The sequence below is a fragment of the Bradyrhizobium sp. CCBAU 65884 genome (assembly GCF_028128835.1).
Lineage (GTDB): Bacteria > Pseudomonadota > Alphaproteobacteria > Rhizobiales > Xanthobacteraceae > Bradyrhizobium > Bradyrhizobium ottawaense.
In genome coordinates this window covers 133,562-159,272 of record NZ_LBJU01000133.1, presented here as the reverse complement: position 1 = coordinate 159,272, position 25,711 = coordinate 133,562, and the positions used below count along the sequence as shown (strand labels likewise).

The following is a 25,711-nucleotide window of genomic DNA, read 5'->3' as shown; positions in this document are numbered from 1 at the left end:
ACGAGCCAAACAAACAGGAACCTCCAATGAACGCGAAGCCCGGCTTCACCGATTACATCGTCAAGGACATTTCGCTCGCCGATTTCGGCCGCAAGGAGCTCTCGCTCGCCGAGACCGAGATGCCCGGTCTGATGGCCACCCGCGAAGAGTACGGCCCGAAGCAGCCGCTGAAGGGCGCGCGCATCGCCGGCTCCTTGCACATGACGATCCAGACCGGCGTGCTGATCGAGACGCTGGCCGCCCTCGGCGCCGATATTCGCTGGGTCTCCTGCAACATCTATTCGACGCAGGACCACGCTGCGGCCGCGATCGCTGCCGCCGGCATTCCCGTCTTCGCCGTCAAGGGCGAGACGCTGACCGAGTACTGGGACTACACCGCAAAACTGTTCGACTGGCACGGCGGCGGTCACCCGAACATGATCCTCGATGACGGCGGCGACGCCACCATGTACGTCCATCTCGGTCTGCGCGCCGAAAACGGCGACGCCGCGTTCCTGGACAAGCCGGGTTCGGAAGAAGAGGAAGTCTTCTTCGCGCTGCTGAAGAAGCAGCTCAAGGAAAAGCCCAAGGGCTACTTCGCCGAGATCGCCAAGAGCATCAAGGGCGTGTCCGAAGAGACCACCACGGGCGTGCATCGTCTCTATGACATGCAGAAGGCCGGCACGCTGCTGTGGCCCGCCATCAACGTCAACGACAGCGTCACCAAGTCGAAGTTCGACAATCTCTATGGCTGCCGTGAATCGCTGGTCGACGGCATCCGCCGCGGCACCGACGTGATGATGTCGGGTAAGGTTGCGATGGTCGCCGGCTTCGGCGACGTCGGCAAGGGTTCGGCCGCCTCGCTGCGCCAGGCCGGCTGCCGCGTGATGGTGTCGGAAGTCGATCCGATCTGCGCGCTGCAGGCCGCGATGGAAGGCTACGAAGTCGTGACCATGGAAGACGCAGCTCCCCGCGCCGACATCTTTGTCACCGCGACCGGCAACAAGGACATCATCACCATCGAACACATGCGCGCGATGAAGGATCGCGCCATCGTCTGCAACATCGGTCACTTCGACAACGAGATCCAGATCGCGGGTCTGCGTAACCTGAAGTGGACCAACATCAAGCCGCAGGTCGACGAGATCGAATTTCCGGACAAGCACCGCATCATCATGCTGTCGGAAGGCCGCCTCGTGAACCTCGGCAACGCGATGGGCCATCCGTCCTTCGTGATGTCGGCCTCCTTCACCAACCAGACCCTGGCGCAGATCGAGCTGTTCGCCAATAACAAGGACGGCAAGTACAAGAAGGAAGTCTACGTGCTGCCGAAGTCGCTCGACGAGAAGGTCGCGCGCCTGCACCTCGCCAAGATCGGCGTCAAGCTCACCGAGCTGCGCAAGGACCAGGCCGACTATATCGGCGTGAAGCAGGAAGGCCCGTACAAGTCGGACCACTACCGCTACTGAGGCGCAGCGCGCGTCAAGAACGCACGAAGCCCCGGAGCAATCCGGGGCTTTTTTTCGGCCTCACGCTGTTGTCGGTCACGCGACCGGCGGACCTCCAGGCTTGCGCGCAAGGACCAGCATGGCCGAAGTCCTTGCGCCAAGCGTGCGACGAAGCAACTCAAAGCCTGTGATCGCCATCAACGGGAGGCGTGACTTCATCGGATTGAACCATTCCGCAAGCTTCGGCATCGGCAGGACCGTGTTGTAGCGAAAGCCATGGCGGAACGAGTGAAGCCAGAAGGAATGTCCGGTCTGGTAGAAAATGCCCGCTGGCTCCAGTCCGGCCTTCTCGACCGCCCGCCCGATGCTCTTGCTGTTAAAGAGGGTCCAATGCCGGGGAATATGAAGTCCGCCCCACCAGCCATTGGAGAAGAGCCGGCGATCGATCGAGTCGGTGTTCGGAGTCTCGAGCGCAAGGACTCCGCCAGGAGATAGCCACTCCGTTAACTTGCGCATCACGGCGATCGGATCTTCCACATGTTCGATCACGTGAAACATCGTGATGAGATCGATCGTGCCCGGTTCGATCTCGGTGCAGTCCTCGACGCGTCCCGCCCAAACCCTGAACCCGTCACTCTGAAGTTTGGGCAGCGCCGGCGAGGGCAAGTCCATGCCATAGATGCGGTCCCGCGACATCCCCCGTTCCGCGAACTGGTAGAGATAGCGGCCATCGCCGCAGCCGACGTCCAGATAGCTGGTCGGTTTTTTCTCCATCCGCTTGGTGATCCCGGCAAGCTTGATGCGATCGAGCATCGCCTTGCCTTTGAGAATGACGGCCGGCAGCTTTTCCGACATATCGTAGGCATAGTAGGTTGGCGGATAGATCGTGGACAGCTCACCGTTTGCCGGTCGCGGATCGATCCAGACCGCTTCACACTCGGTGCACTGGAAAAAGGTCCAAAGATTGCGGCACGTCTCGATTTCATAATCGAATCCGTGCGCATATTCGCGCCGATGATCGGACCCGCAAACGGGACAATGACTGACGCGCACCGTCTCGATCAGTGGTGCGTTCGTATCGTAGTTCGGCGGAAGACCAATGCCTCGCTCAAGCATGGGATTGCTCGGGCATGACAATTGCGGCGTTGCTCCGCCGCCAATTGGCATACGAGATCAGGTAGCCGACATACGATTTTCGCCACACAAGCCGCGTGTCGCCTTTCCTTGCGATCTCCGAGGTGCGTATCAGACGATCAGCCTCGGGCAGGTTGTAGTACGGGATGCTCGGCCAAAGATGGTGAGCCATATGATAGTTCATGTTGTGAGGGGCGAAGAACAGCTTCTCGAACCAATTGCTCTCGTAGGTGATCAATCGCATCGAGCTGTCTGCGTCTTCATCGGCGATCATCATCGAATGCTCGCAGAATACGCGCACGAGATCGGCGCGGTAGGCAAGGGCGTAGGTTGGCGCAAGCCAGAGGCACGGATAAGCCCAGGCTCCGATCGAATAGCTCAGGCCACCAATCAGAGCGAGTTGCCAGGCGGCCAGAAGAAGGATGTCTCGGAGCCGATAGCGCTCGGAGGGTTCGACAGGACTAGCAACGGACTGGGGCGATCGTTTGAAAAACACATTCCTGACGGCCGTCACAAGCGGACTGACGCCACTTAGGAATGCCATGAAGGGGATGACCACATCCTTGCCCTCGTGCACATATTTGAAACGATCGGGGTCGTCCGCGAGGCACGTCGAATGATGGTGCGTCATGTGGTTGCGACGATTGATCCGCGTGATCGCGCCGATCGAGGCGGTCATCGTCAGATCATTCCAGAGATCATTGAGGGTAACTGATCGAAAGAGTCTGCGATGGAGCCCATCATGCATAATGATGTAGAGGCCATAGAAATTCACACCGACGACGAAGAAGGCGAGGACGGCTGTGGCAAAGTTCGGCCACAGCGCGACCATCGTCCAGGCCGCTACGATCAATGTCCAGTGGACCACCGTCGCCAAGACGGGAACGCACGGTCTTATCTCGTTGAGCCGTCTGAGGTCTGACGGCGTGATCAGATTAGCGCGAAACGGCGAATAGGCCTGGACCGACATTTCACGGTGCTCCCAGCGCAGGTCGTTCAAGCGGTCGAAGTACTACCCGCAATGGAAGGGAATATAAAGTAGTTCTACTAGCAAAAGGCCGACTCGATCGCCGGATTAGTCTGTCGTTTGCCGTGGATACACGTTCCAGCCGCTCCGCGGTTGGAGCCGGTTCCGAGCGAGCCAATGCCTTGGAGCCGTGCGCGGGGCGACGTCGTTGGCGCGCGCTGGGAATGCGCGTAGACCAACAAGAAGACCAAAAAGGTCGCGAAGACGCCGAAGTTCGATTTCTGGCGCTTCCAGGACGGGAAGGCGGTGAATTCCACGAGGATTTCGACACCACCTGGGTCTACAGTGTGACCATCTCCTGACGGTTGCAATTCGGCGCGGCGCTGCCCATGCTGTGCCCAGGGAGAGCGCCATGGCCGAAGCCGCAGAACATCTCGACGTCATCATCGTCGGTGCCGGCCTGTCAGGCATCGGCGCGGGCTATCATCTTCAGACCAAGTGTCCCACCAAGAGCTACCTCATCCTGGAGGGGCGCGACTGCATCGGCGGCACCTGGGATCTGTTCCGCTATCCCGGCATCCGCTCCGACAGCCACATGTTCACGCTCGGCTATTCGTTCAAGCCGTGGACCGATCCGAAGGCGATCGCGGATGGGCCGCAGATCCTGAACTATGTGCGCGAGACCGCGGCCGAGAACGGCATCGAGAAGCACATCCGCTTCCGCCATCGCGTCAAACGGGCTTCGTGGTCGACGCTGGACGCACGCTGGACCATTGAGGCCGATCGCATCTCGGGCGAGGGCGCGACCGAGTTGGTGTGCTTCACCTGCAATTTCTTATTTCTGTGCTCGGGCTATTACAAATACGAGGCGGGCTACACGCCGGAGTTCAAGGGCGCCGCTGATTTCGCCGGCCGCATCGTCCATCCGCAGAAATGGACCGAGGACATCGACTACGCGGGCAAGCGCGTCGTGGTGATCGGCTCGGGCGCGACCGCGGTGACGCTGGTGCCGGAGCTCGCCAAGAAGGCGGCGCAGGTCACCATGCTGCAGCGCTCGCCGACCTACGTGGTGTCGCGCCCTGCGCAGGATCCCGTCGCCAACAAGATCCGCCGTAATCTGCCGACGCGGCTTGCCTATCATGTCATCCGCTGGCGCAACGTGATGTGGGGGATGTTCTTCTTCCAGCTCAGCCGGCGCCGGCCTGCGAAGGTCAAGGAACTCGTCCTCAAGGGCGTGCAGATGGCGCTTGGCCCGGACTACGACGTCGCCACCCATTTCACGCCGCGCTACAATCCCTGGGACCAGCGGCTCTGCCTGGTGCCTGACGGCGACCTGTTCAAGGCGATCCGCGAGCAGCGCGCCTCCGTCATCACCAGCGAGATCGACACGTTCACGCGGGACGGGATTCGCCTGAAGGATGGCAGCGAGCTTGCCGCCGACATCATCGTGACGGCGACCGGGCTGGTGCTCCAGGTCGTCGGCGGTCTCGACGTCAGTGTCGACGGCCGTGCCGTGGATTTCGCCAATACGCTGACCTACAAGGGCATGATGTATGCCGACGTGCCCAACATGGCCTCGGCCTTCGGCTACACCAATGCGTCCTGGACGCTGAAATGCGATCTCACCTGCGAATATGTCTGCCGTCTCATCAATTACATGGACCGGCACAATTTCCGCCAGTGCATGCCGCATAACGACGATCCCGAAATCACCGCGCAGCCGTCGCTGGACTTCACCTCGGGATATGTGCAGCGCTCGGTCGCCAAGATGCCGAAGCAGGGCTCGAAGCAGCCGTGGCGGCTGTACCAGAACTACGCGCTCGACATCGTCTCCCTGCGCTTCGGCCGGATCGACGACGGCGTGATGCGATATTCCTGAACGCATCGCCGCCTGCAGTTATGCCTTGCGTGTGGCAAGTGCCAGCGCAAGGTCGATCGCGAGCGCCAGCCCCACCGCGCCGCCGCCGAGTGCGAACAGCACCGGATAATCGCCGCCGGTCTGCGCGTAGATCCAGGAGAAGCCGTAAGCGGCCGCGGCCTGGAACAGTGCAAAGCTGGTGGTGGCATGGCTCCATGTCGCGCGCTGCTGCTCGGCAGAGTGCGGAACGAGTTCATGGATACGTCCGAGCACCAGTGGCACGATGCCCGGCGTGAAGCCGCCGACCACGAGGCTCGATACGATCAGGGAAAGAGGTGCGGTGCTGACGGTCGGCAGCAGCACGGCGGCCGCCTCGATCAGAAAGGCCGCGCGCAACGCCGGACCGAACCCGGCGCGGTCACCGAGATGGCCGGTGACGAGCGGGCCGACGATGGCGCCGAGACCGTACAGCACCCAATAGCGCGATCCCGCGGCAATGCCCTGGCCGAGGCCGCGCGCCACGAAATCGACGATGAAGACCATGTGCGGTACCAACGCCACCGCGTTGAGGCCGTACTGGATCAGCAGCGTGCCGGCGATGGCCGAGGTTTGACGGGGCTTGGTTTGAGAAAGCGGAGTGTCGCTCTTCGCTTCGGCGGGCCAGTTCCACCAGCTCGCGAGCGTGAGCAGGGCGGAGAGCACGCCGAGCCCATACCAGCTCTGCTGCAGGCCCTGTTGCAGCAGCAGCGGCACCAGCGTGCCCGATGCGGCGACGCCGAGGCCGACGCCGGCAAAGATCACGCCGCCGACGATGCCACGCCTTGCTGCTGAGGTGTGCGGCAGAATCACGGAGGCCGCCAGCACCATGATGATTCCGCCGGTGAGGCCGGAGAGGAAGCGCCAGGCGAAGAACCACGTGAACGACACCGGCGATGAGCTGGCGAAAAAGGAGAGGGTGGCAAGCAGCATCATCGCCCGCAACGCGCGAACCGCGCCGATGCGGCTGGCGACACTCCGTGCCGCGAGCGCGCCCGCGAGATAACCGGCGAGGTTCGCAGCGCCGAGATAGACGACATCCGATGCGCTGAACCATTTTGCCGCGATCAGGGCCGGGATCAGCGGCGTGTAGGAAAAGCGGGCGAGGCCGAGTCCGACCAGCGAAGCGGACAATCCCGCCGCCGCATATCGCCAGGTCCGCTGCGAAGAGTGCTGCTTTGACGAGGTCTCTCGTGAGGCCGATACTGGCCTCGGATGTGGCCGAGCCCCGGCGTGTGGTTTCAGATCTGCGTTGGTCATGTCACCCTCGTGCGCGCGAGATGGCGCGCGGATCATCCTGTCTGGGCGGCGCGGCGCCGCCGGAACTCCGGCACGGGCAGGCCGCCCCAGCCCCAATTGTCGGTGTCGACTTCCTCGATCACGACGAAGGTGGAATCGAGCGGCTTGCCGAGCACGTCGAGCAGCAGCTGGCTCGACCCCTTGATCAGTGCGGCTTTCTCCTCCGCGGTGAGCGACGCCGCCCCTGGCGTCGTTCCTTCGCGGGTCACTTGAATGGTGACGATGGGCATTGTGGATCTCCTCCCACGCTCAGTGGCCGGCGCTCTGGCCGCCGTCGACATGCAGGATCTCGCCCGTGACGAAGGAGGCGCCCTCGAGGTAAAGGACGGCACCGACGATGTCGGACATCTCGCCCATGTGGCCCACCGGGTGCAGCGCGCTGAGCTGGGCATGGGTCGCGGTCGGATGCATCGGCGACTTGATGATCCCTGGCGAGACCGCGTTCACACGAATGCCGCGCCTGGCGTATTCGATCGCGAGCGACTTGGTCGCGGCGTTGAGGCCGCCCTTGCTCAGCGAGGCCAGCACCGAGGGGACGTTCGAATTGGCCTGATCGGTCAGCGTGGTCGTGATCTGGACGACGTGGCCCGAACCCTGCTTCTCCATCTCGGCGATGGCGAGCTGCGTGATGTGGAAGAAGCCCGCGACGTTGGTGCCCATCACCGCCGCGTAATCCTCGGCCGTGTACTGCGTGAACGGCTTTGCGACGAAGATGCCGGCATTGTTGACCAGCGTGTCGACGCGCCCGAAGCGGGCGACGGCCTGCGAAACCACACGCTCGGCGGTGCTCCGGTCGGCGATGTCGCCGGCCACGGCGAGGACGTCGTCGTCGCCTGACGGCTTGATGGAGCGTGCGGTTGCGACGACGCGGTAGTTGCGGTCCCGAAAACCCTGGACCAGGGCGGCGCCGATGCCCTGCGAAGCACCGGTGATGATGGCGACTTTCTGCTCGATACCCATAACGGGCTCCTGTTGTTGGCCTTGAGAACCTGCGCCAGCGCTCGGCTGGCTTGGGTGGTGAGGTACGCCGGGGCAGCCCGGCTGCGAATACACGCCGTCCGGCAGACACTCTTTCGCGGCGCGAACGAATGCCGGGTCGGCGCCTGCCGACGGTTGTCGCCGCGGAGGGGAACGCCTAGCCTGCGGCCGGAATCTGAGGGGCGGCGGGGAAGGCATGGATCGTCTGGATGCGATGAAAGTGTTCGTCCTTGCGGTGGACGAAGGCAGCCTGGCTGCCGCCGGCCGCAAGCTCGGCCGCTCGCCGGCGGCGGTGAGCCGCGCCATCGCCTTTCTCGAGGAACGGGTCGGCGCCGAGCTGCTGCACCGGACGACGCGCTCGATCAAGCTGAGCGAAGAGGGCGAGCGCTATGTCGCGATCTGCCGCCGCGTGCTCACCGAGCTGGAGGAGGCCGACGACATCGCGGCCGGACCGCGGTCGGCGCCGCGCGGCCTGCTCACGATCACCGCTCCCGTGGTGTCGGGCGAGATGGTGCTGCGGCCGATCCTGGACGCGTTTCTCGATGCCTGTCCGACGGTGTCGGCCAAGCTGCTGCTGTTCGATCGCGCGGTCAATCTGATCGAGGAGGGCATCGACATCGCGCTTCGCATCGGCCCCCTCGCGGATTCGGCGATGGTGGCAATGCGGGTCGGCGAGATCAGCCGCGTGGTCGTGGCAGCCCCGCGCTATCTGAAGCAGCATCCCCGCATCACCGAGCCCGGCGATCTCGCCAAGCATCAGATCGTGGCGATGGCCCATCTGCCCAATTCCTGGACCTTCGCGCCGCAGGCCGGTGGGTCGGTGCCGCGTACGGTCCAGTTCACGCCGCGTCTCATCGTCAACAGCACTTACGCGGCCGTAGCCTCCGCCGTTGCCGGCCGCGGCGTCGCGCGGATGTATTCGTACCAGGTGGCCGAGCAGGTTGCGCGCGGCGAGCTCGAGATCGTGCTGGCCGCCGAGAAGGATCCGGAGATGCCTGCGCACCTGATCTGCCCGCAGGGCCGGCTCTCGGTGCCGAAGGTGCGGGCCTTCACCGACTTTGCCGTGCCGCGGCTGAAAAAGCACTTTGCGCAGCTCAAGAAGAGCGTCGATGCACCCTGAGCATCGCTGCCGCCAATGCGTTGTTTTGCGTATTCGGTCGTCGGCGTGAATCGGCCACTCTGTCCAAACGGTTAACGCCAGATTAACCGCGGACTCCTAGCCTGTCTCGGCCGGGGTTACTCGCAAGGCCGAGGTGAGCCTAATGGAAGCCCAGAAGATCGCGGTCGACGCCGTCGTCGCGCTGACCAGTTGCGACCGCAACGCTGTCGTAGCCTTCATCCGCCAGCTCTATCTCGCCGGGGTGACCGACCCCAAACGCCTGACCTTCAAGGGTCTGCAGGCGCTGACGCGGGCGTAGCCGGCTGGTTTCGGCGTAGCGGCGCTGATCCTCGGCCTCATCGTGTTTTCGGTACTACGTCAAGTGTGGCACGATGCGTTGGCGGATTACGCTACGCTAATCCGCCCTACGATTTCTGCGGTAATCCCGAGCGCGTCTAGTGATGGTGTTTGCGCCCTGCGGAGCTATCAGGATGCTGATAGCCTCGCAGCTCGGCGTATCTTTGCATTTGGCTCTGATTGAGCAAGGCCGCGGTCGACAGGTGATATTTGAGGTGGCTCTCGCGGAGCCGGCCCTGCGTTTCCGAAATGGCGACGATGGTCGCCTTGAGCGACTCCGGCGTCACGGCACGGGCAGAGAACAGGTTGTCCAATTCCCTCTCTTGCTCCACGAGCTTGTTGCCCAGCGGGACCGTCTCTTGCTTCATCGAATCGAAGAGGTGCTGAATTTCGGCGCGCTGATCGCCGGTCAGCTCGAGGCGATCCCCGAGTTCGAGAACGTGACTGGGACCGGGATATCCATTCAGTTCAGCGGCAAGCGCCAGGCCCATGCCGCGTCCGCTCTGGAGATCGTCGACCTGCTGGTGCGACAGCGCCTTGATGGCACGCTGCTCGAGGCCGGCATAGGGCTTGCTGGACTGCGCGCTGGCAGCGTTGCAGGTGACGACAAGCGTGGCCGCAAGCAGGAGAAGGCGTCTCATGAGTCTGGCTCCATGAAATCAGGCCGGCCGGTCGATCTCCGCCGGGGTGCTCTCGAAGTCCATATCTTGCTGGAAGGTCTGTCCCATGGCAACAAAGCTTGCCGTGATCGAGGTAGCCGAAGATGGAGCAGGTGATGGCCCTCTTGCCGACCGCCGACAGCGCGACGAAGCAGTTCTTCCTGGCGTGGCTGGACACCTTCGCGAGCTACGTCCGCGAGGTCGACTACGCTGCGGCGCGGCCGCTCTTCCATCCAGATGTGCTTGCCTTCGGCACGCATAACGACGTCATCCCCGGCCTCGATCAGTGGGTCACGACGCAATGGGACAACGTCTGGCCGAAGACGACCGACTTTCGTTTCGTGCTCGATCAGACCTCGGTCCTGGCATCCCGCGACGGCACGATGGCGACGGTGATCGCGCCGTGGACGAGCACGGGATATCATCCCGACGGCAGCGCGTTTGCGCGCCCCGGCCGGGCGACGATGGTGTTCACGTGGAACGGTGACAGGTGGCTGTGCATGCATTCGCACATGTCGCTCAATCGCGGTGTGCCGCAAGTGAGCCACGCCAATCGGCCGGTGAAGGCCTGGTAGAAAACGCGAAAGGCCCCAGATGAGACCGGGGCCTTGATTTTGGATACGTAGGGCGGATTAGCGAAGCGTAATCCGCCGTTCAGCAATAACAGCAATCAACTGGTGATGGCCGCGCGAAGGTGACGGATTACGCTTTCGCTAATCCGTCCTACGCATCGGGCCTATTCCGGCTGGCCGATGCTCACCTTCAGCGTGCCGACGCCGTCGACGCCGCATTCGAGCTTGTCGCCGGGCTGGAGCTGCGACACGCCGGCGGGGGTGCCCGTCATGATGATGTCGCCGGCGGTGAGCTTCACCTGCTGCGAGAGCTGCCAGATGATCTCGGGCACGTTCCAGATCAGCTCGGTCAGGTCGCCCTTCTGAGCCTCCTTGCCGTTGACCGTCAGCCAGATCTTGCCCTTGGCGGGATGGCCGATCTTGGAGGCCGGCTGAATGGCGGAGCACGGCGCGGAGCCGTCGAACGACTTGCCGATCTCCCAGGGGCGCTCCTTCTTGCGCGAGGCGATCTGGAGGTCGCGGCGGGTGAGATCGATGCCGACGGCGTAACCATAGACGTGATCCAGCGCCTTGTCGGCGGGAATGTTCAGGCCGCCGCTCTTCATCGCGACGATCAGCTCGACCTCGTGATGCAAATCCTTGGTCAGCGGCGGATAAGGAATGGTGGCGCCGTCGGGCACCAGCATGTCGGCGTGCTTGGCGAAGAAGAACGGCGGGGCGCGCTCGTCATTGCCCATCTCGCGGATGTGCTCGAGATAGTTGCGGCCGACGCACCAGATGCGGCGCACCGGATAACGGCCGCTTTCGCCGACGACGGGAAGCGAAGCCTGGGGCGGAAGCGGGATGACGTAGGAGGCGGCGTTCATGCGGGTCTCGCTGCTCTTGAGGTAAAGTGGAACTCTATGCGGTTGCGCTGATCGGCGCCAGAGCGCCGGCATCGTAGTGTTGCAGGCGGAAGAACGAGGCATAGCGGCCGCCGCGGCGGAGCAACTCGTCATGCCGCCCCTGCTCGACGATCTCGCCGCCCTCGATCACCAGGATCGCGTCGGCATGCATGATGGTGTGCAGGCGATGCGCGATCACGATGGTGGTGCGGTTCTGGCAGAGATGCTCGATCGCTTCCTGCACCTGCCGCTCGGACTCGGAATCGAGCGCGGCGGTGGCTTCGTCCAGCAGGATGATCGGTGCGTTCTTGATCAGCGCGCGCGCCACGGCGATGCGCTGACGCTGGCCGCCTGAAAGCTGCGTGCCGTGCTCGCCGACCGGTGTGTCGTAGCCAAGCGGGAAGCCCATGATGAAATCATGCGCGCAAGCCGCTTTCGCTGCCTCGGTGATCTCGTCCTCGCTCGCGCCGGGCCGGCCGAAAGCGATGTTGTTGCGGATGGTGTCGCGGAACAGATAGACGTCCTGCCCGACATAGGCAGTCTGCGCCCGCAGCGATTTGCGAGAGATTGCGCCGATCGACTGGCCGTCGATCACGATGTCGCCTTGTGTCACCTCATAGAAGCGCAGCAGCAGCGCCAGCACGGTCGACTTGCCGCCGCCGGAGGGCCCGACCAGCGCCGTGACCTTGCCGGGCTCGGCCACGAAGCTCATGCGGTTGAGCACGGTCTCATTGGCGCGATAGGAGAAGCTGACATCGCGCAGCTCGATCCGGGCGTCGGAGAGCTTCAGCGCCGGCTTGTCGTCGTCGGAGTGCTCGCTCGCCGGGCTGTCGACCACTTCGAGCAGCATGCGCGCGCCGACGAGCTGGCTGTTCAAGTCGATGTTGAGCCGCGCCAGCCGCTTGGCCGGCTCGGTCGCCATCAGGAACGCGGTCATGAAGGAGAAGAATGCGCCCGGCGTGGCGTTGAGCGCGACCACGCTGTAGCCGCCATAGAGCAGGCAGCCGGCGACCGCGAAGCCGCCGAGCATTTCCATCAGCGGGTTGGAGCGGTTGGCGACGCGCGCCATCTTGTTGGCGTTGCGCTCGACGATGGCGATGTTCTCGTCGATGCGGCTCTGCATCGTGTCTTCGAGCGTGAACGCCTTCACCGTGCGGATGCCTTGCAGCGATTCCTGCATGGTCTCCATGATGTCGGCGGTGCCGGTGAACTGGTTGTAGGCGAGGCCCTTGATACGCTTGACCAGCTTGCGCAGCACCAGCATCGCGGGCGGCACCACGACGAGGCCGATGAACGACATCACGGGGTCCTGCCACACCATCACGCCGATCATGGCGAGCAGCATCAACAGGTCGCGCCCGACGGCGTTGACCAGCATGTTGAGCACGTCGGTGATCGACTTGGCGCCGGCCGTCAGCCGCGCCAGGAATTCTGACGAATGCCGCTCGGAGAAGAAGCCGACGCTTTCGCGCATCAGTTTTGCGAACAGCTGGCGCTGGTTGGTGGCGAGGATGGCGTTACTGATCTTGGTCAAAATCACCATGTGGCCGTAGGTCGCCACGCCCTTGATGAACAGCAGGATCACCGTGATCCCGGAAAACATCGCGATGCCCGGGATGTTCTTGTCGACATAGGCCTGGTTGATGACCTGGCCGAGCACATAGGTCGCGCCTGCCGTCGCGCCCGCGGCGACCGCCATCAGCGCGAAGGCGACGAGGTAGCGCCGCCAATAGACGACCCCCTGTTCCGTGACCAGGCGGCGAATCAGGACCGCTGCCGCATAGGGATCGTCGGTGATTTTCTTTGGAAACTGGGCCATCCGGTGTCCATTGACGGCGCAGGACAAAGCCTGCCCGCACGTCAGGGATCGAAGGGCCTCTGTGCCCGCTCAAGCTGGGTTTTTCAAGCCCAATTAAGGGCTTGCGCTCAGATGGAATCTAGGCCGAGGCGGCGTGGCGAAGCTCGCCATGGCGCTCGTGGAACAGCTTGTCCTCCCACGCCAAAGCGTGGGCCGCGATGGTCTCGAGGTCGTCGTATTGCGGCTTCCAGTCGAGCAGGCCGCGGATCCGGCTGGTGTCGGCGACCATGGTCATGATGTCGCCCGGCCGGCGCGGGGCGTACTGCACGGCGAAGCTGCGGCCCGAGACCCGGCGCACCGCGTCGATCGTCTCCAGCACCGAATAGCCGCGGCCATAGCCGCAATTGAGCGTCGTCGAGGCGCCGCCATTGCGCAGGTACGCGAGCGCCGAGCGATGCGCCTGCGAGAGGTCCGTGACGTGGATGAAGTCGCGAATGCAGCTGCCGTCGGGGGTCGGATAGTCGGTGCCGAACACGTCGATCTTGGCGCGCTGGCCGGTCGCGGCCTCGACCGCGATCTTGAGCAGATGCGTGGCGCCGACGGTGGCAAGCCCGATGCGCGCCTGCGGATCGGCGCCGGCGACGTTGAAATAGCGCAGGGTGACGTACTGCATGCCGTAGGCGGCGGCGACGTCGTGCAGCATGATCTCGGTCATCAGCTTGGACGAGCCATAGGGCGATAGCGGCCGCGTCGGTGCATGCTCGGGCACCGGCACCTGGTCCGGATTGCCGTAGACGGCGGCGGTCGAGGAAAAGATGAAGCGGCCGATGCCGCGCTTGACGGCGACATTGAGCAGGTTGCGCGCGGTCGTGAAATTGTTGCGGTAGTAGCCGAGCGGATCGCGCATCGAATCCGGCACGACGACGGAGCCCGCGAAATGGATGATGCTCTCGATGTTGTGCTGCGCGATCACGCCTTCGAGCAGGTTCTCGTCGCCGGCATCGCCGATGAACAGCGGCACGCCCTCGGGCAGATACGCGGAGAAACCGGTCGAGAGATCGTCGATCACGACGACGTCCTCGCCGGCTTCCGCCAGCGCGAGGACCGTGTGACTTCCGATATAGCCGGCGCCGCCGGTGACTAGCACAGTCATGATCTCACCCGTCTTCGATCAACGCGCAAAGCTAGCGCTTGCGTGGTGAAGAGGGGGTATCGGCGCGGCTGAACTGGTCACTATGCTTAATGTTGCGTATAGGGACTTTGCGAAACGGAGCATGACGTGGCCAATTCCCCCGGCGATCTCGAAGTGATCGTGCCAAATCTGCACAGGCGCTATTCCGGGGTCACTGCGACCAACCGGATGGTGGCGCCGCGGCTGGCGAAACTGTACCGCTCCGCCTGGTTCGGCTCGCACGCGCCGGCTGGGATTGCGCGGCTGAGCGTTGCCGATTTTCTGAAGCTATGGCGCCGCAAGGCGCCGCTGATCTGGCACGCGCGGCGCAACAACGAGATGATCGCGGGCGTCGCGCTACGCGCGTTCGGCTGGCCGTTGAAACTCGTGTTCACCTCGGCGGCGCAGCGGCACCATAGTTGGATCACGCGCTGGCTGATCCGGCGCATGGACGCGATCATCGCGACGTCAGATCTCTCGGCCTCGTTCCTGAAAGTGCAGGCGACCGTGATCCCGCACGGCGTCGACACCGACATCTATGCGCCGCCGCAGGACCGAGCTGCGGCGTTCGCGGAGGCCGCGCTGCCCGGCCGTTACGCCATCGGCTGCTTCGGCCGTGTGCGCGCGCAGAAGGGCACCGACGTGTTCGTCGACGCGATGTGCCGCCTGTTGCCGCGCTATCCCGATTTCACCGCAGTGATTGTCGGACAGGTCACGGCCGAGCAGACGCCCTTTGCGAACGAGCTGAATAAGCAGATCGAAGCGGCCGGCCTGCAATCGCGCATCGTCATCACCGGCGAACTGCCGATCGAAGCGGTGCAGCGCTGGTATCAGCGGCTGACGATCTACGCCTTCACCTCGCGCAACGAGGGTTTTGGGCTGACGCTGATCGAGGCGATGGCGGCCGGCAGCGCGCTCGTCGCCGCACGCGCCGGCGCGGCCGAGCTGGTGGTCGAGGATGGCGTGAGCGGCGTGCTGGTCCCGACCGACGATGCCAATGCGTTGGCTGCGGCGCTGGAGCCGCTGATGCGCGATGTGGATGCCGCGACGGCGATGGGCGAGAGGGGGCGAGCGCGGGTGCTCGCAAAATTCAGCCTCGATGCGGAAGCGGCGCGGATCGGCGAGGTCTATCGGCCACTGCTTTGAGCGACCAGTGTCGCGCCGGCAACCGAAAAACGCGAAAACAACCCCATGCACAGTAGCCGCGGCCAGCAAAATCAATGGCTTGGCGGCTGGAGCGATGCGCTGCGGATTTCACAAAGCGCGTTTGACGCATCGGGCAAAACACCGGCGCTGATCATCAGCGGCGCAGGCGTTGCCGACGCTCACGTCTCCGCCCTTGCCCCAGCTTCACCCAGCACCCTCTCCGCAATCGCCACCACCTCGCTCGCTGCGATATCCCGCATGCAGCGGTGGTCGTTCATCCTGCAGACCGTGCTTTGGCAGGGCTGGCAGGACAGCACTTCCTTGTCCTGCACCACGGTCGCGGCAAGCCCGTTCAGCGGGGCCCAGAGATAGGGGCTGGTCGGGCCGAAGATGCCCATGGTGGGCGTGCCCAGCGCGGCTGCGATGTGCATCAGGCCGGAATCGTTGGAGATGGCGACGCCGGCCGCGGCCATGGCCAGCACGCCGTTGCGCAGATCGTTGCCGGTGAGGTCCCTGACCCCCGGGCCGCCGGCCGCGACGATCTCCTGAGCCAGCCCCTTTTCCCCGGGGCCGCCGACCACCCAGACCTCGAGGCCGGCCTCGACCAGCAGCCGGGCGGCCTCCGGATAGTAGGTCCAGCGCTTTGAGACGCCGACCGAGCCGGGGGCGAGCGCCACTGCGGCGCCCGCGCTGAGGCCGTTGGCCTGCCGCCAGCGGACGATGTCGTCGGCCGGAACCCGCAATTGCGGCACCAGCCATTCCGCCGGCAGTGGCGCGCCGTCGGGCTGGGCCAGAGCGGCGTTCTTGTCGATGAAGCGGGGCAGCTTCTTCTCGCCCCAGCGCCAGCGGTTGAGCAGGCCGAACCGGAATTCGCCGACGAAGCCGACCCGTTCAGGAATACCGGCCAGGGCGGGCGCGATGGCCGCCTTCCAGGTCCGGGGCAGCACCAGGGCCGTGCCGTAGTTCCGCTCGCGCAGGAGCTTCCCCAGGGCGAACTGGCGGGCGACGGCGAGGCGGCTGCGCGGCAGGTCCCAGACGATCCCCTGGCGCACGCCGGGCATGTAATCGACCAGCGGAGCGCACAGGGATGTGGTGAGGAGATCGACCGGCCGGTTGGGCCAGCGCTCCTTCAGAACCCGGACGACGGTGTGATTCCGAACGAAATCGCCGATCCACATGTAGGGAATGATCAGAATCGGGCGGGTGTCGCTCCGATCTGCATCTCCGCTAAGTGTCGAATCTTGGTTCATTCGTTAATGGGGCCGAGGCGATCTGAATGTGGCGGTTCGGTAGCCGCTCCGGGCCGGCAGGTAAAGCCGGCAGACCGCTCAATCCCAAAACCGCTTACACTTTGGCGGCTCATGCGCTACGGCAGGACCGGGCCGCAAAGATCGGGCAGGGATTTCGGAAATGTTGCTGGTGACCGGCGGGGCCGGTTTTATCGGGTCGAATGTCGTGGCCGCGCTCAATGACGCGGGCCGCAGCGACGTCGTGGTCTGCGATTTCCTGGGTAACGAGGGCAAGTGGCGGAACCTCGCCAAGCGCCAGCTTGTGGATATCGTCCCGCCGGCCGAACTGATGGACTGGCTGAAGGGTCGCAAGCTCGATGCCGTGATCCATCTCGGGGCGATTTCCGCGACCACTGCGACCGACGGCGACCTCGTGTTCGAGACCAATTTCCGCCTGTCGACGCGCCTGCTCGACTGGTGCACGGCGGGCGCGGTGCCGTTCATCTACGCCTCCTCGGCGGCGACCTATGGCGACGGTGAGACGGGATTTGACGACGACGCCTCGCTGCCGGCACTGAAGAAACTGCGGCCGATGAATCTCTACGGCTGGAGCAAGCACATGTTCGATCTCGCGGTCGCCGGGCGGGTCGCGAACGGCGATCCGCTCCCGCCGCAATGGGCGGGCCTGAAATTCTTCAACGTGTTCGGCCCTAACGAATATCACAAGGGCTCGATGATGAGCGTGCTGGCGCGCCGTTTCGACGACGTCAAGGCCGGCCGCGTGGTGCAGCTGTTCAAGTCGCATCGCGAGGGCATCGCCGACGGCGATCAGCGCCGCGATTTCATCTATGTCGAAGACGTCGTGCGCGTCGTGATGTGGCTGCTGGCGACGCCGTCGGTGTCCGGCATCTTCAACGTCGGAACCGGCAAGGCGCGCAGCTTCAGGGATCTGATGTTGGCGGCCTATGCGGCGCTCGGCACCAGGCCCAACATCGAATATATCGACATGCCCGAGCAGATCCGCGGGGCTTACCAGTATTTCACCCAGAGCGAGGTCGATCGCCTGCACCGCGCCGGCTATAACGGCGGCTTCACGACGCTCGAGGATGCGGTGAAGGCCTATGTCGGGGATTACCTCGACCGGCCCGACCGCTTCCGCTGAGGCCATTTGAACATGCCGACGCCCATTCTCGATTTCGACGCCCTCGCGAAGGCCATCTCAGGCCGCACGGTGCTGTGCATCGGCGATATCATGCTGGACGAGTTCGTCTATGGCGAGGTGTCGCGGATCTCGCCGGAAGCGCCGGCGCCCGTCATCGCGGCCCAGCGCAGCGAGATCCATATCGGCGGCGCCGGCAATGTCGCGCGCAATGTCGCCTCGCTGGGCGCGCGCTGCATCTTCGTCGGCCTCGTCGGCGAGGACGATGCCGGTGCACGGCTCAAGGCGGCGCTGGACGAGCACGCCGGCATCGAAAGCGTGCTGGTGTGTGATCCCTCGCGCCCGACCACGCGAAAAGTCCGCTTCGTCTCCGAGCATTTTTCCACGCACATGCTGCGCGCGGACTGGGAGCAGGCGGCGCCTGCTTCCGATGACATCGAGACGAAGCTGATCGAGGCGATCCTGCCGCAGATCGCGCGCGCCGACATCGTGCTGCTCTCGGACTACGCCAAGGGCGTGCTGACGGCGCGCGTCATCCGCCACACCATCGACGCCGCGCGAAAGCTCGGCAAGCCCGTGATCGTCGATCCCAAGAGCCTGAACTGGGCGATCTATCGCGGCGCCACGCTGCTGACGCCCAATCGCAAGGAGTTCTCTGAAGCGACCCGAAGCCGCGCCGAGACGGTGCAGAGCATCGTCGAGGCCAGCGAGGACGTGATGCGGCTCGCCGATTGCGAGGCGATCCTGGTCACCCAGGGCGAGCACGGCATGACGCTGGTGCCGCGCAATGGCGCGGCGGTTCACGTTCCGGCTTTTCCGGTGAAGGTGCGCGACGTCTCCGGCGCCGGTGACACCGTCGCCGCCGCGCTCGCGGTGTCGCTTGCTACAGGCGCGGACTGGGACACGGCGCTGCGCATGGCCAATGCCGCTGCCGCCGTCGCCGTCGGCAAGCAAGGCACCGCCAGTGTGAGCGCGGCCGAGCTGCGCCGAAAGATCCTGCCGCATGCCACTCTGGCGGCCGAGGAGAAGATCGTGCTCGAGCCGGCCGCACTCGATGCGCAGCTCGCCGAATGGAGAACACAAGGCCAGCGCGTCGGCTTCACCAATGGCTGCTTCGACATCCTGCATCCCGGCCACGTCAAGGTGCTGACCGCGGCGCGCGCCGCCTGCGACCGCCTGATCGTGGGGCTCAACAGCGACGCCTCGGTGCGGCGGCTCAAGGGCACCGAGCGGCCGGTCCAGGACGAGCGCGCGCGTGCCGAGGTGCTCGCGGCGCTCGAAGCCGTCGATCTCGTCGTCATCTTCGATGAGGACACGCCGATCGACCTGATCACCCGGATCAAGCCCGGCGTGCTGGTGAAGGGCGGCGACTACACCCGCGAGCAGGTAGTCGGCCACGAGGTCGTCGAGGAAGCGGGCGGCACCGTCGTGCTGGTCGACATCCTCCAGGGCTTCAGCACGACGGCGCTGGTCCATCGCGCCCGGGGAGGGGGCAAGTGACGGCACTGGCACGCGAGACGACCGGCGGGATGTTGCTTCGCCGCCTGCGCAGCCCGGCGGCCTGGCGCGAGACCGTCGATATATTTGCGGTCCTGACCGCGGCCTCGCTGCCCTGGTCGACCTCGCTGGCGGGGATCTTCAACGCGCTGATGCTGCTCTGCATGGTGCCGTTTCTCGACGTCCGCGCGTTCCTGCAATCCTTGAAGCGTCCGATCTGCGCGGCCCCGATCGCGCTGGTCCTGCTCGCGCTGGTGGGGACGCTGTGGTCGGACGCGAGCTGGGGCGCCCGCTTCTATGCGGTCAATCCGACCATCAAGCTGCTGGTGCTGCCGGTCCTGCTCTATCATTTCGAGCGCTCGCCGCGCGGCCGCTGGATCTTCATCGCCTTCCTGGTGTCCTGCGCCCTATTGTCGGTGATGTCCTGGCTGGTCGCCTTCTACCCGAACCTCGCGCTCAAGACCGATCCGGCCGAGCGCGGCATCTTCGTCAAGAATTACATCGACCAGAGCCAGGAATTCGCGCTTTGCGCGGTCGCGCTCGCCTATCCGATCGTGATGCTGCTGCGTGAGAAGCGATACTGGTTCGCCGGGCTGCTGACGGCGCTGGCACTGAGCTTCTTCGTCAACATGACCTTCGTCGTGGTGTCGCGCACCGCGCTCGTCACCGTTCCAATCATGTTCGGCGTGTTCGCGCTGCTTCACCTCAAATGGCGCAGCATCGCGCTCATCTCCGCCACGTTGCTCGTCGCCGCTATTCTCGCCTGGCAGGCCTCGCCATATTTGCGCCATACCGCCGAGAGGTTTTCCGACGACTACACGCGTTACGTGGAAAAGGGCGAGCCGACCTCGGCGGGTCTGCGGCTCGAATTCTGGCGGAAGTCGCTCGGCTTCTTCGCCGAGGCGCCGATCAAGGGGCACGGCACCGGCTCGACGCGCGGATTGTTCGAACGCGTCGCGACGCCCGCCGGTCAGTACCAGGCGTCCGCCGAGGTGATCGGCAACCCGCATAACCAGACGCTGAACGTTGCCGTGCAATGGGGCGTGATCGGCATCGCCGTTCTCTATGCGATCTGGATATTGCATCTGCGCTTGTTTCGCGGCGACGGCCTTGCCAACTGGATCGGGCTCCTGGTGGTGGTGCAGAACGTCTTCACCTCGCTGTTCAACTCCCATCTGTTCGACTTCCACGAGGGCTGGATGTACGTCATCGGCGTCGGCGTTGCCGGCGGCATGGTGATCCGGGGGCAACAGGCCGAGGCGAAGACGGGGGAAGCCGGTTCCTGAAAGCCCGCGCGGCTGGCAAGTCTGGTCCAGATGGGCTATCAGCGCGGTCAGGTTGCATCTAACTGGGTTTTCATCGGTCGGCGGATGACGCGTCTTTCGCATCTCACCTTGCGCAATTTCCTGATCGCGCTCCACGACCTGCTGGCGACCGCGGCGGCGCTTTTTGCCGCCTTCTATCTGCGATTCGAGGGTGGCGACGGCTTCTTCGACCGTCTGCCGCTGCTGTTCCAGATCCTGCCCTACTTCCTCGCCTTCAGCGTGGTCGTGTTCTTCATCTTCAACCTGACTACGACGAAATGGCGCTTCATCTCGCTGCCTGACGCGTTGAACATCATCCGCGTCGCGACCGTGCTGACGGTCGCCCTGCTCGTGCTCGACTACATCTTCGTCGCCCCCAACGTCCGCGGCGCCTTCTTTCTCGGCAAGGTGACGATCGTCCTCTACTGGTTCCTCGAGATCTCCTTCCTCAGCGCGCTGCGCATGACCTACCGCTACTTCCGCTATACGCGGGTACGGCGTCATGCCAGGGGCGAGGAGGCTGCGCCGACGCTGCTGATCGGCCGCGCCGCGGATGCCGAGGTGCTCCTGCGCGGCATCGAGAGCGGGGCGATCAAGCGCATCTGGCCGGTCGGCGTGCTGTCGCCGTCGAGCTCGGATAGGGGCCAGTTCATCCGCAACGTGCCGGTGCTGGGTGGCATCGACGACGTCGAGGACGTCGTCGCCGATTTCGCCAAGCGCAACAAGCCGATCGCGCGCCTCGTCATGACGCCCTCGGCATTCGAGCCGGAAGCGCGTCCGGAATCGATCCTGATGCGGGCGCGCAAGCTGGGTGTGATCGTCAACCGGATGCCTTCGCTCGAGAGCGGCGATACGCCGCGGCTCACGGCCGTCGCGGTCGAGGACCTCCTGCTGCGGCCGAGCGAGACGATCGACTATGCGCGCCTGGAAGCGCTGATCAACGGCAAGGCGGTGATCGTCACCGGCGGCGGCGGCTCGATCGGGTCGGAGATCTGCGAGCGGGTCGTGGCCTTCGGCGCCGCGCGGCTCCTGATCGTGGAAAACTCCGAACCCGCGCTTTATGCCATCACGGAAGCGCTCGCCGCGCGAGGCGCGGCCGCCGAGATCGAAGGGCGGATCGCCGACATCCGCGACCGCGAGCGCATCGTGCGCCTGATGGCGGGGTTCAAGCCGGACATCGTGTTCCACGCCGCCGCGCTCAAGCACGTGCCCATCCTCGAACGCGACTGGAGCGAGGGCGTCAAGACCAACATCTTCGGCTCGATCAACGTTGCGGATGCCGCCGTTGCCGCCGGCGCCGAAGCCATGGTGATGATCTCGACCGACAAGGCGATCGAGCCGGTGTCGATGCTCGGCCTGACCAAGCGCTTTGCGGAGATGTACTGCCAGGCGCTGGATCACGACCTCGCAGCCGGGGCGCACGGCGCCAAGCCGCCGATGCGGCTGATCTCGGTCCGGTTCGGCAACGTCCTGGCTTCGAACGGCTCGGTGGTTCCGAAATTCAAGGCCCAGATCGAGGCCGGCGGCCCGGTGACGGTGACGCATCCCGACATGGTCCGCTACTTCATGACCATCCGCGAGGCCTGCGATCTCGTCATCACCGCGGCCACGCATGCGCTCGGAACGCACCGTCCCGACGTCTCGGTCTACGTGCTCAACATGGGCCAGCCGGTGAAGATCGTCGATCTCGCCGAGCGCATGATCCGCCTTTCCGGGCTGCAGCCGGGCTACGATATCGAGATCGTGTTCACGGGTATGCGGCCGGGCGAGCGTCTGCACGAGATCCTGTTCGCCACCGAGGAGCCGACCCGCGAGATCGGCGTTGCCGGCATCATGGCCGCGCAGCCGAACGAGCCGCCGATGCAGACGTTGCGCAAATGGATTGCGGCGCTGGAGCAGGCGATCGCGCGCGACGATCGCGCCACCATCAGGACTATCCTGAAGGATGCGGTGCCCGAATTCGGGTCGACCGCGGCCTGACCATGCAGCCTCGGGGCAAGATCGTCGTCGCGAGCCAGCATTATCCGCCGGATACGAGCACGACGGCGGCGATCATGGCCGAGATCGCATGCCGTCTCGCCGCCGAGCACGAGGTGGTCGTGCTCTCGGGCTGGCCGGGCGCGTTGTCGGACTTGCAGACCGGTCCGGGCAAGCCGCGCGTCATCGCAATCAAGAACCGCATGGCGGGCAAGGCGGCGCTGGTGCGGCGCGGGGTCTCGGAGCTGCTGTTCGCGGCGCGCACGTTCTTCGCCTTGCTGCACGAGCTCAAGGCAGGCGACGTCGTGCTCACGGTCACCGCCCCGTTCATGCTGCCTTACGCGGTGGCGGCGGCAGCCAGGCTCAAGGGCGCACGCTCGGCGCTGATCATGCACGACCTCTTTCCCGACGTGCTGGTGATGGCGGGCCTGCTGAAGCCGGGCTCGTTCGTGACGCGGACGATGCGCGCCGCCAACGGCCTGATGTTCCGCGCGCTCAATGCCGTCATCACCATCGGCCGCGACGCGGAGCGGCCGCTGCTGAGCTATGCCGGAATGACGCGGAACAAGATCCGCTTCATCCCGAACTGGGCAACGCTCGTGCCCGCGCCGCGGCCGGTCGATTCGGACAACCCGTTCCGCAAGGCGCTTTCCGCGCGCTTCATCGTCGGCCTGTCGGGCAATCTCGGTTTCACCCACGATCCGGAGATCGTGTTCGAGGCGGCGCGGCTTCTGAAGGACGAGGCCGACATTCACTTCCTGCTGTCCGGCTGGGGCATCGGCTTCGAGCGGCTGAAGCAGTTGCAGGCGGCGGCGAACCTGCGCAATGTCTCCCTTGTCGGGCGGGTCGAGGATGCCGAGCTCGAGGCGTTCCTGGCGTCCGCCGATCTCTGGATCATTCCGTACCGGAAGGACGTTGCGGGGGTGTCGGTGCCGAGCCGGTTCTACAATCTGCTGGCGGTCGGCCGTCCCGTGGTGCTGGTGTCTGAGCCGGAGTCCGAGGCTGCCTTGACGGTAGTGGAGAACGGGCTCGGCTGGGTCGTGACGCCGGGCCGCCCGGACCGGCTCGCCGCGGCGATCCGCGCGGCGTCCCGTTCCAACGACGATGCGATGACGGAGCGGGCGGTGAGGACGGCATTGCGATTCGACCGGACGACGGCGATGAACGCCTATGCCCGTGTGATCGACGAATTGTTGCACACCGCGAACCTTTCGGAGCAACGATGAGCGAGAAGAAACCGGTCGTGCTGGTGACGGGAGCGAGCGGCTTCGTCGGCCGTCATGTCGTGCCGGCGCTCCAGCGCGAGGGATGGTCGGTCCGCCGCGCGGTCCGTCGCGCGGAAGGTGCCGACGACGAGGTGGTGATCGAGACGATTGGTCCCGAGACCGATTGGCAAGCCGCGCTGGAAGGCGTCGACGCCGTCGTCCATCTCGCCGCGCGCGTGCATCACAAGCACGAGGAGCATGCGGTCCAGCTCTACCGCAACGTCAACATCGCCGGCACGCTGCATCTGGCGCGCTGCGCGGCGACGGCCGGCGTGCGCCAGTTCGTCTTCATCAGTACCGTGCTGGTGCACGGCCGCAGTAACGAGGGCCGCGCCCCATTCAGCGAGAGCGATATCCTGACGCCGCGCGGCCTCTACGGCATGTCCAAGGCTGCGGCCGAAGCGGGCTTGAGGACGCTGGCGCGCGACAACGACATGAAGATCTCGGTGATCCGGCCGCCGCTGGTCTATGGCGCGGGCGCCAAGGGCAATTTTGCGCTGCTGACGCGCGCGGTCCAGCTCGGGTTGCCGCTGCCCGTTGCCGCGATCCGCAACCAGCGCGCCTTCCTTGCCGTGCAGAACCTGTCGTCGTTCATCCTGCGCCGGCTCGGCCATCCCGATCCCGCCAGCAATTTCGAGATATTCCTCGTCGCCGATAGGGAGCAGGTCTCGACACCCGAATTCATCACCCGTCTGGCCGAAGCGTCCGGCAAGAGCCTGCGGCTGTTCGGCATGCCGCCGGGCCTGCTCAGCACGCTGCTCAGCGTCATGGGCCGGCAGGATACGCATGACAGCCTGATCGGCTCGCTCGAGCTCAACATCTCCAAGGCGCTCGCGACCGGCTGGCAGCCGCAGGTGTCCCTCGACGAGGGGTTGCGGCTGGCGTTGTCGGCTCAGGATGCCTGAGGGCGGGAAAAGCGCCGCAGCACGAAGGCGACCGCGACCGCGCCCGCGAACAGGGTGACGATCGTGACCGTCATCGAGCCGGCGCGAACGCTCACGATGGCAAGCAATGCCAGCACGAGATTGAGCGCGAACACCTCGCCGATCACCTGCTTGACCTTAAAGCCGTTGTCGGTGGCGCGCTGATAGAAGTGCGTGCGGTGTGCCGACCAGAATGGTTCGCGCCTGATGATGCGGCGAAACAGCGTGATGGTGGAATCCGCAAGGTAATAGGCAGGCAGCAGCAGTGCCGCAGCGGGCTGTCCGTGCCAGGCGAGCTCCAGCAGGCACCAGCCGAGCAAGAGGCCGATCGGCAGGCTGCCGACATCGCCCAGGAAGACCTTTGCGGCTGGGCGGTTGAACGGCGCAAAGCCAAGCATGGCCCCGCACAGCGCCGTGGCGAGCAGCGCCGCGGATGGCGAGAGGTCGCCATACCATCCGAGCAATCCGAGCGCGGCCGTGACAGGCACCACCTCCGCCACGGTCATGAGGTCGAGCCCGTCCATGAAATTGACGAGGTTCACGAACCAGATGCCGGCGAGCAGGATGAGGCCGCGCTCGAGCGCGAGCGGCAGCGCCGGCACGATGCGCGCGGTCTCCGGTGTCGTGAATACGACGGCGGCCACGGCTCCAGCCTGAAGCACGAGGCGGAGCAGCACGGGCAGGGGCCTGATGTCATCGACAAGTCCGACCATCGCGATCATGACGGCGGAGCCGATCAGAGGCAAGGGAATCGCGCCGTACGTCCAGGCCGCCCAGGACGCAGCCACCAGCAGCGTGGCCGCGACAACCGCGATGCCCGCACCTTGCGGGGTCGGTATCTTGTGCGACGAGCGTGCGTTCGGACGCGCCAGCGCATAACGCTGCAGCAGCGGCATGCTGCACCAGATGATGAAGGCGGAGATCAGTGCAGCCAGCACGGCCGGCGCAAGCGCAAACAGCACCAGCCCGGCC

General features: G+C 64.9%; 23 protein-coding genes. 12 read left to right on the top strand and 11 right to left on the bottom strand.

Going from position 1 to position 25,711, the window contains the following annotated elements; genetic code table 11:
• Window positions 1-26: 26 nt before the first annotated feature.
• Complete coding sequence (gene ahcY, locus XI03_RS37140) at window positions 27-1,448, top strand: adenosylhomocysteinase (RefSeq protein ID WP_028143344.1); 1,422 nt, start codon at window positions 27-29, stop codon at window positions 1,446-1,448.
• A 75-nt stretch (window positions 1,449-1,523) separates the two neighbouring features.
• Here ahcY and XI03_RS37135 read toward each other — a convergent pair whose 3' ends face one another.
• Together XI03_RS37135 and XI03_RS37130 are read right to left on the bottom strand one after the other, a co-directional pair.
• Window positions 1,524-2,543 (bottom strand): class I SAM-dependent methyltransferase, encoded by a 1,020-nt coding sequence (locus XI03_RS37135; protein WP_271594901.1) that lies wholly within the window; start codon window positions 2,541-2,543, stop codon window positions 1,524-1,526.
• The gene (locus tag XI03_RS37130) at window positions 2,536-3,531 is read right to left on the bottom strand and encodes a fatty acid desaturase (protein WP_271594900.1); all 996 of its coding nucleotides are present in this window, start codon (window positions 3,529-3,531) and stop codon (window positions 2,536-2,538) included. The genes XI03_RS37135 and XI03_RS37130 overlap by 8 nt, the downstream gene beginning before the upstream one ends.
• Before the next feature lie 409 nt (window positions 3,532-3,940).
• On the opposite strand from XI03_RS37130, the gene XI03_RS37125 reads away from it, so the two are divergent.
• Window positions 3,941-5,407 (top strand): flavin-containing monooxygenase, encoded by a 1,467-nt coding sequence (locus XI03_RS37125; RefSeq protein ID WP_271594899.1) that lies wholly within the window; start codon window positions 3,941-3,943, stop codon window positions 5,405-5,407.
• 18 nt (window positions 5,408-5,425) lie between these two features.
• On the opposite strand, the gene XI03_RS37120 is transcribed toward XI03_RS37125, so the two are convergent.
• From XI03_RS37120 to XI03_RS37110, 3 genes are read right to left on the bottom strand one after another with little or no spacing between them, the layout of a single operon-like run.
• A complete protein-coding gene (locus tag XI03_RS37120) occupies window positions 5,426-6,682 on the bottom strand; it encodes a YbfB/YjiJ family MFS transporter (protein WP_442869786.1) in 1,257 nt (418 codons plus the stop codon).
• Between the two features lie 32 nt (window positions 6,683-6,714).
• Window positions 6,715-6,951 carry a tautomerase family protein gene (locus XI03_RS37115; protein WP_028173203.1) on the bottom strand — a complete coding sequence of 79 codons (237 nt, stop codon included), beginning with the start codon at window positions 6,949-6,951 and terminating at the stop codon, window positions 6,715-6,717.
• 19 nt (window positions 6,952-6,970) lie between these two features.
• Window positions 6,971-7,681 carry an SDR family NAD(P)-dependent oxidoreductase gene (locus XI03_RS37110; RefSeq protein ID WP_271594897.1) on the bottom strand — a complete coding sequence of 237 codons (711 nt, stop codon included), beginning with the start codon at window positions 7,679-7,681 and terminating at the stop codon, window positions 6,971-6,973.
• Between the two features lie 214 nt (window positions 7,682-7,895).
• Here XI03_RS37110 and XI03_RS37105 point away from each other — a divergent pair, with 214 nt between their 5' ends.
• Window positions 7,896-8,819 (top strand): LysR family transcriptional regulator, encoded by a 924-nt coding sequence (locus tag XI03_RS37105; protein WP_271594896.1) that lies wholly within the window; start codon window positions 7,896-7,898, stop codon window positions 8,817-8,819.
• Between the two features lie 142 nt (window positions 8,820-8,961).
• Window positions 8,962-9,117, top strand: a complete 156-nt coding sequence (locus tag XI03_RS37100; RefSeq protein ID WP_271594895.1) for a hypothetical protein — start codon at window positions 8,962-8,964, stop codon at window positions 9,115-9,117.
• A 136-nt stretch (window positions 9,118-9,253) separates the two neighbouring features.
• On the opposite strand, the gene XI03_RS37095 is transcribed toward XI03_RS37100, so the two are convergent.
• Complete coding sequence (locus XI03_RS37095; RefSeq protein WP_271594894.1) at window positions 9,254-9,796, bottom strand: Spy/CpxP family protein refolding chaperone; 543 nt, start codon at window positions 9,794-9,796, stop codon at window positions 9,254-9,256.
• A gap of 134 nt (window positions 9,797-9,930) precedes the next feature.
• Between XI03_RS37095 and XI03_RS37090 the strand changes: the two genes are divergently transcribed.
• Entirely contained in the window at window positions 9,931-10,389 is a 459-nt protein-coding gene (locus XI03_RS37090; RefSeq protein ID WP_271594893.1) for a YybH family protein, read from the top strand.
• Between the two features lie 161 nt (window positions 10,390-10,550).
• Here XI03_RS37090 and XI03_RS37085 read toward each other — a convergent pair whose 3' ends face one another.
• The 3 genes from XI03_RS37085 to galE form a co-directional block, all read right to left on the bottom strand.
• On the bottom strand, window positions 10,551-11,252 hold the full coding sequence (locus XI03_RS37085; protein ID WP_271594892.1) for a fumarylacetoacetate hydrolase family protein: 702 nt from the start codon (window positions 11,250-11,252) through the stop codon (window positions 10,551-10,553).
• 34 nt (window positions 11,253-11,286) lie between these two features.
• Window positions 11,287-13,089 (bottom strand): ABC transporter ATP-binding protein, encoded by a 1,803-nt coding sequence (locus XI03_RS37080; RefSeq protein WP_038949036.1) that lies wholly within the window; start codon window positions 13,087-13,089, stop codon window positions 11,287-11,289.
• Between the two features lie 118 nt (window positions 13,090-13,207).
• On the bottom strand, window positions 13,208-14,221 hold the full coding sequence (galE, locus tag XI03_RS37075) for a UDP-glucose 4-epimerase GalE (RefSeq protein WP_028143333.1): 1,014 nt from the start codon (window positions 14,219-14,221) through the stop codon (window positions 13,208-13,210).
• A gap of 126 nt (window positions 14,222-14,347) precedes the next feature.
• Between galE and XI03_RS37070 the strand changes: the two genes are divergently transcribed.
• Complete coding sequence (locus tag XI03_RS37070; protein ID WP_271594891.1) at window positions 14,348-15,385, top strand: glycosyltransferase family 4 protein; 1,038 nt, start codon at window positions 14,348-14,350, stop codon at window positions 15,383-15,385.
• 179 nt (window positions 15,386-15,564) lie between these two features.
• On the opposite strand, the gene waaF is transcribed toward XI03_RS37070, so the two are convergent.
• A complete protein-coding gene (gene waaF / locus XI03_RS37065) occupies window positions 15,565-16,635 on the bottom strand; it encodes a lipopolysaccharide heptosyltransferase II (protein ID WP_271594890.1) in 1,071 nt (356 codons plus the stop codon).
• Window positions 16,636-16,795: 160 nt separating this feature from the next.
• On the opposite strand from waaF, the gene rfaD reads away from it, so the two are divergent.
• From rfaD to XI03_RS37035, 6 genes are all read left to right on the top strand, one after another.
• A complete protein-coding gene (gene rfaD, locus XI03_RS37060) occupies window positions 16,796-17,776 on the top strand; it encodes an ADP-glyceromanno-heptose 6-epimerase (RefSeq protein WP_271594889.1) in 981 nt (326 codons plus the stop codon).
• A gap of 12 nt (window positions 17,777-17,788) precedes the next feature.
• Window positions 17,789-19,273 carry a D-glycero-beta-D-manno-heptose-7-phosphate kinase gene (gene rfaE1 / locus XI03_RS37055; protein ID WP_271594888.1) on the top strand — a complete coding sequence of 495 codons (1,485 nt, stop codon included), beginning with the start codon at window positions 17,789-17,791 and terminating at the stop codon, window positions 19,271-19,273.
• Window positions 19,270-20,556 carry an O-antigen ligase family protein gene (locus XI03_RS37050; protein WP_271594887.1) on the top strand — a complete coding sequence of 429 codons (1,287 nt, stop codon included), beginning with the start codon at window positions 19,270-19,272 and terminating at the stop codon, window positions 20,554-20,556. The genes rfaE1 and XI03_RS37050 overlap by 4 nt, the downstream gene beginning before the upstream one ends.
• An 84-nt stretch (window positions 20,557-20,640) precedes the next feature.
• On the top strand, window positions 20,641-22,554 hold the full coding sequence (locus XI03_RS37045; RefSeq protein WP_028143327.1) for an SDR family NAD(P)-dependent oxidoreductase: 1,914 nt from the start codon (window positions 20,641-20,643) through the stop codon (window positions 22,552-22,554).
• A 2-nt stretch (window positions 22,555-22,556) separates the two neighbouring features.
• On the top strand, window positions 22,557-23,777 hold the full coding sequence (locus XI03_RS37040; RefSeq protein ID WP_271594886.1) for a glycosyltransferase family 4 protein: 1,221 nt from the start codon (window positions 22,557-22,559) through the stop codon (window positions 23,775-23,777).
• Window positions 23,774-24,721 (top strand): NAD-dependent epimerase/dehydratase family protein, encoded by a 948-nt coding sequence (locus XI03_RS37035; protein ID WP_028143325.1) that lies wholly within the window; start codon window positions 23,774-23,776, stop codon window positions 24,719-24,721. The genes XI03_RS37040 and XI03_RS37035 overlap by 4 nt, the downstream gene beginning before the upstream one ends.
• Here XI03_RS37035 and XI03_RS37030 read toward each other — a convergent pair.
• Window positions 24,709-25,704: an MraY family glycosyltransferase gene (locus XI03_RS37030; protein ID WP_271594996.1), complete on the bottom strand. Its 996-nt coding sequence runs from the start codon at window positions 25,702-25,704 to the stop codon at window positions 24,709-24,711. The two genes, XI03_RS37035 and XI03_RS37030, sit on opposite strands and share 13 nt — an antisense overlap.
• Between the last annotated feature and the right edge of the window lie 7 nt (window positions 25,705-25,711).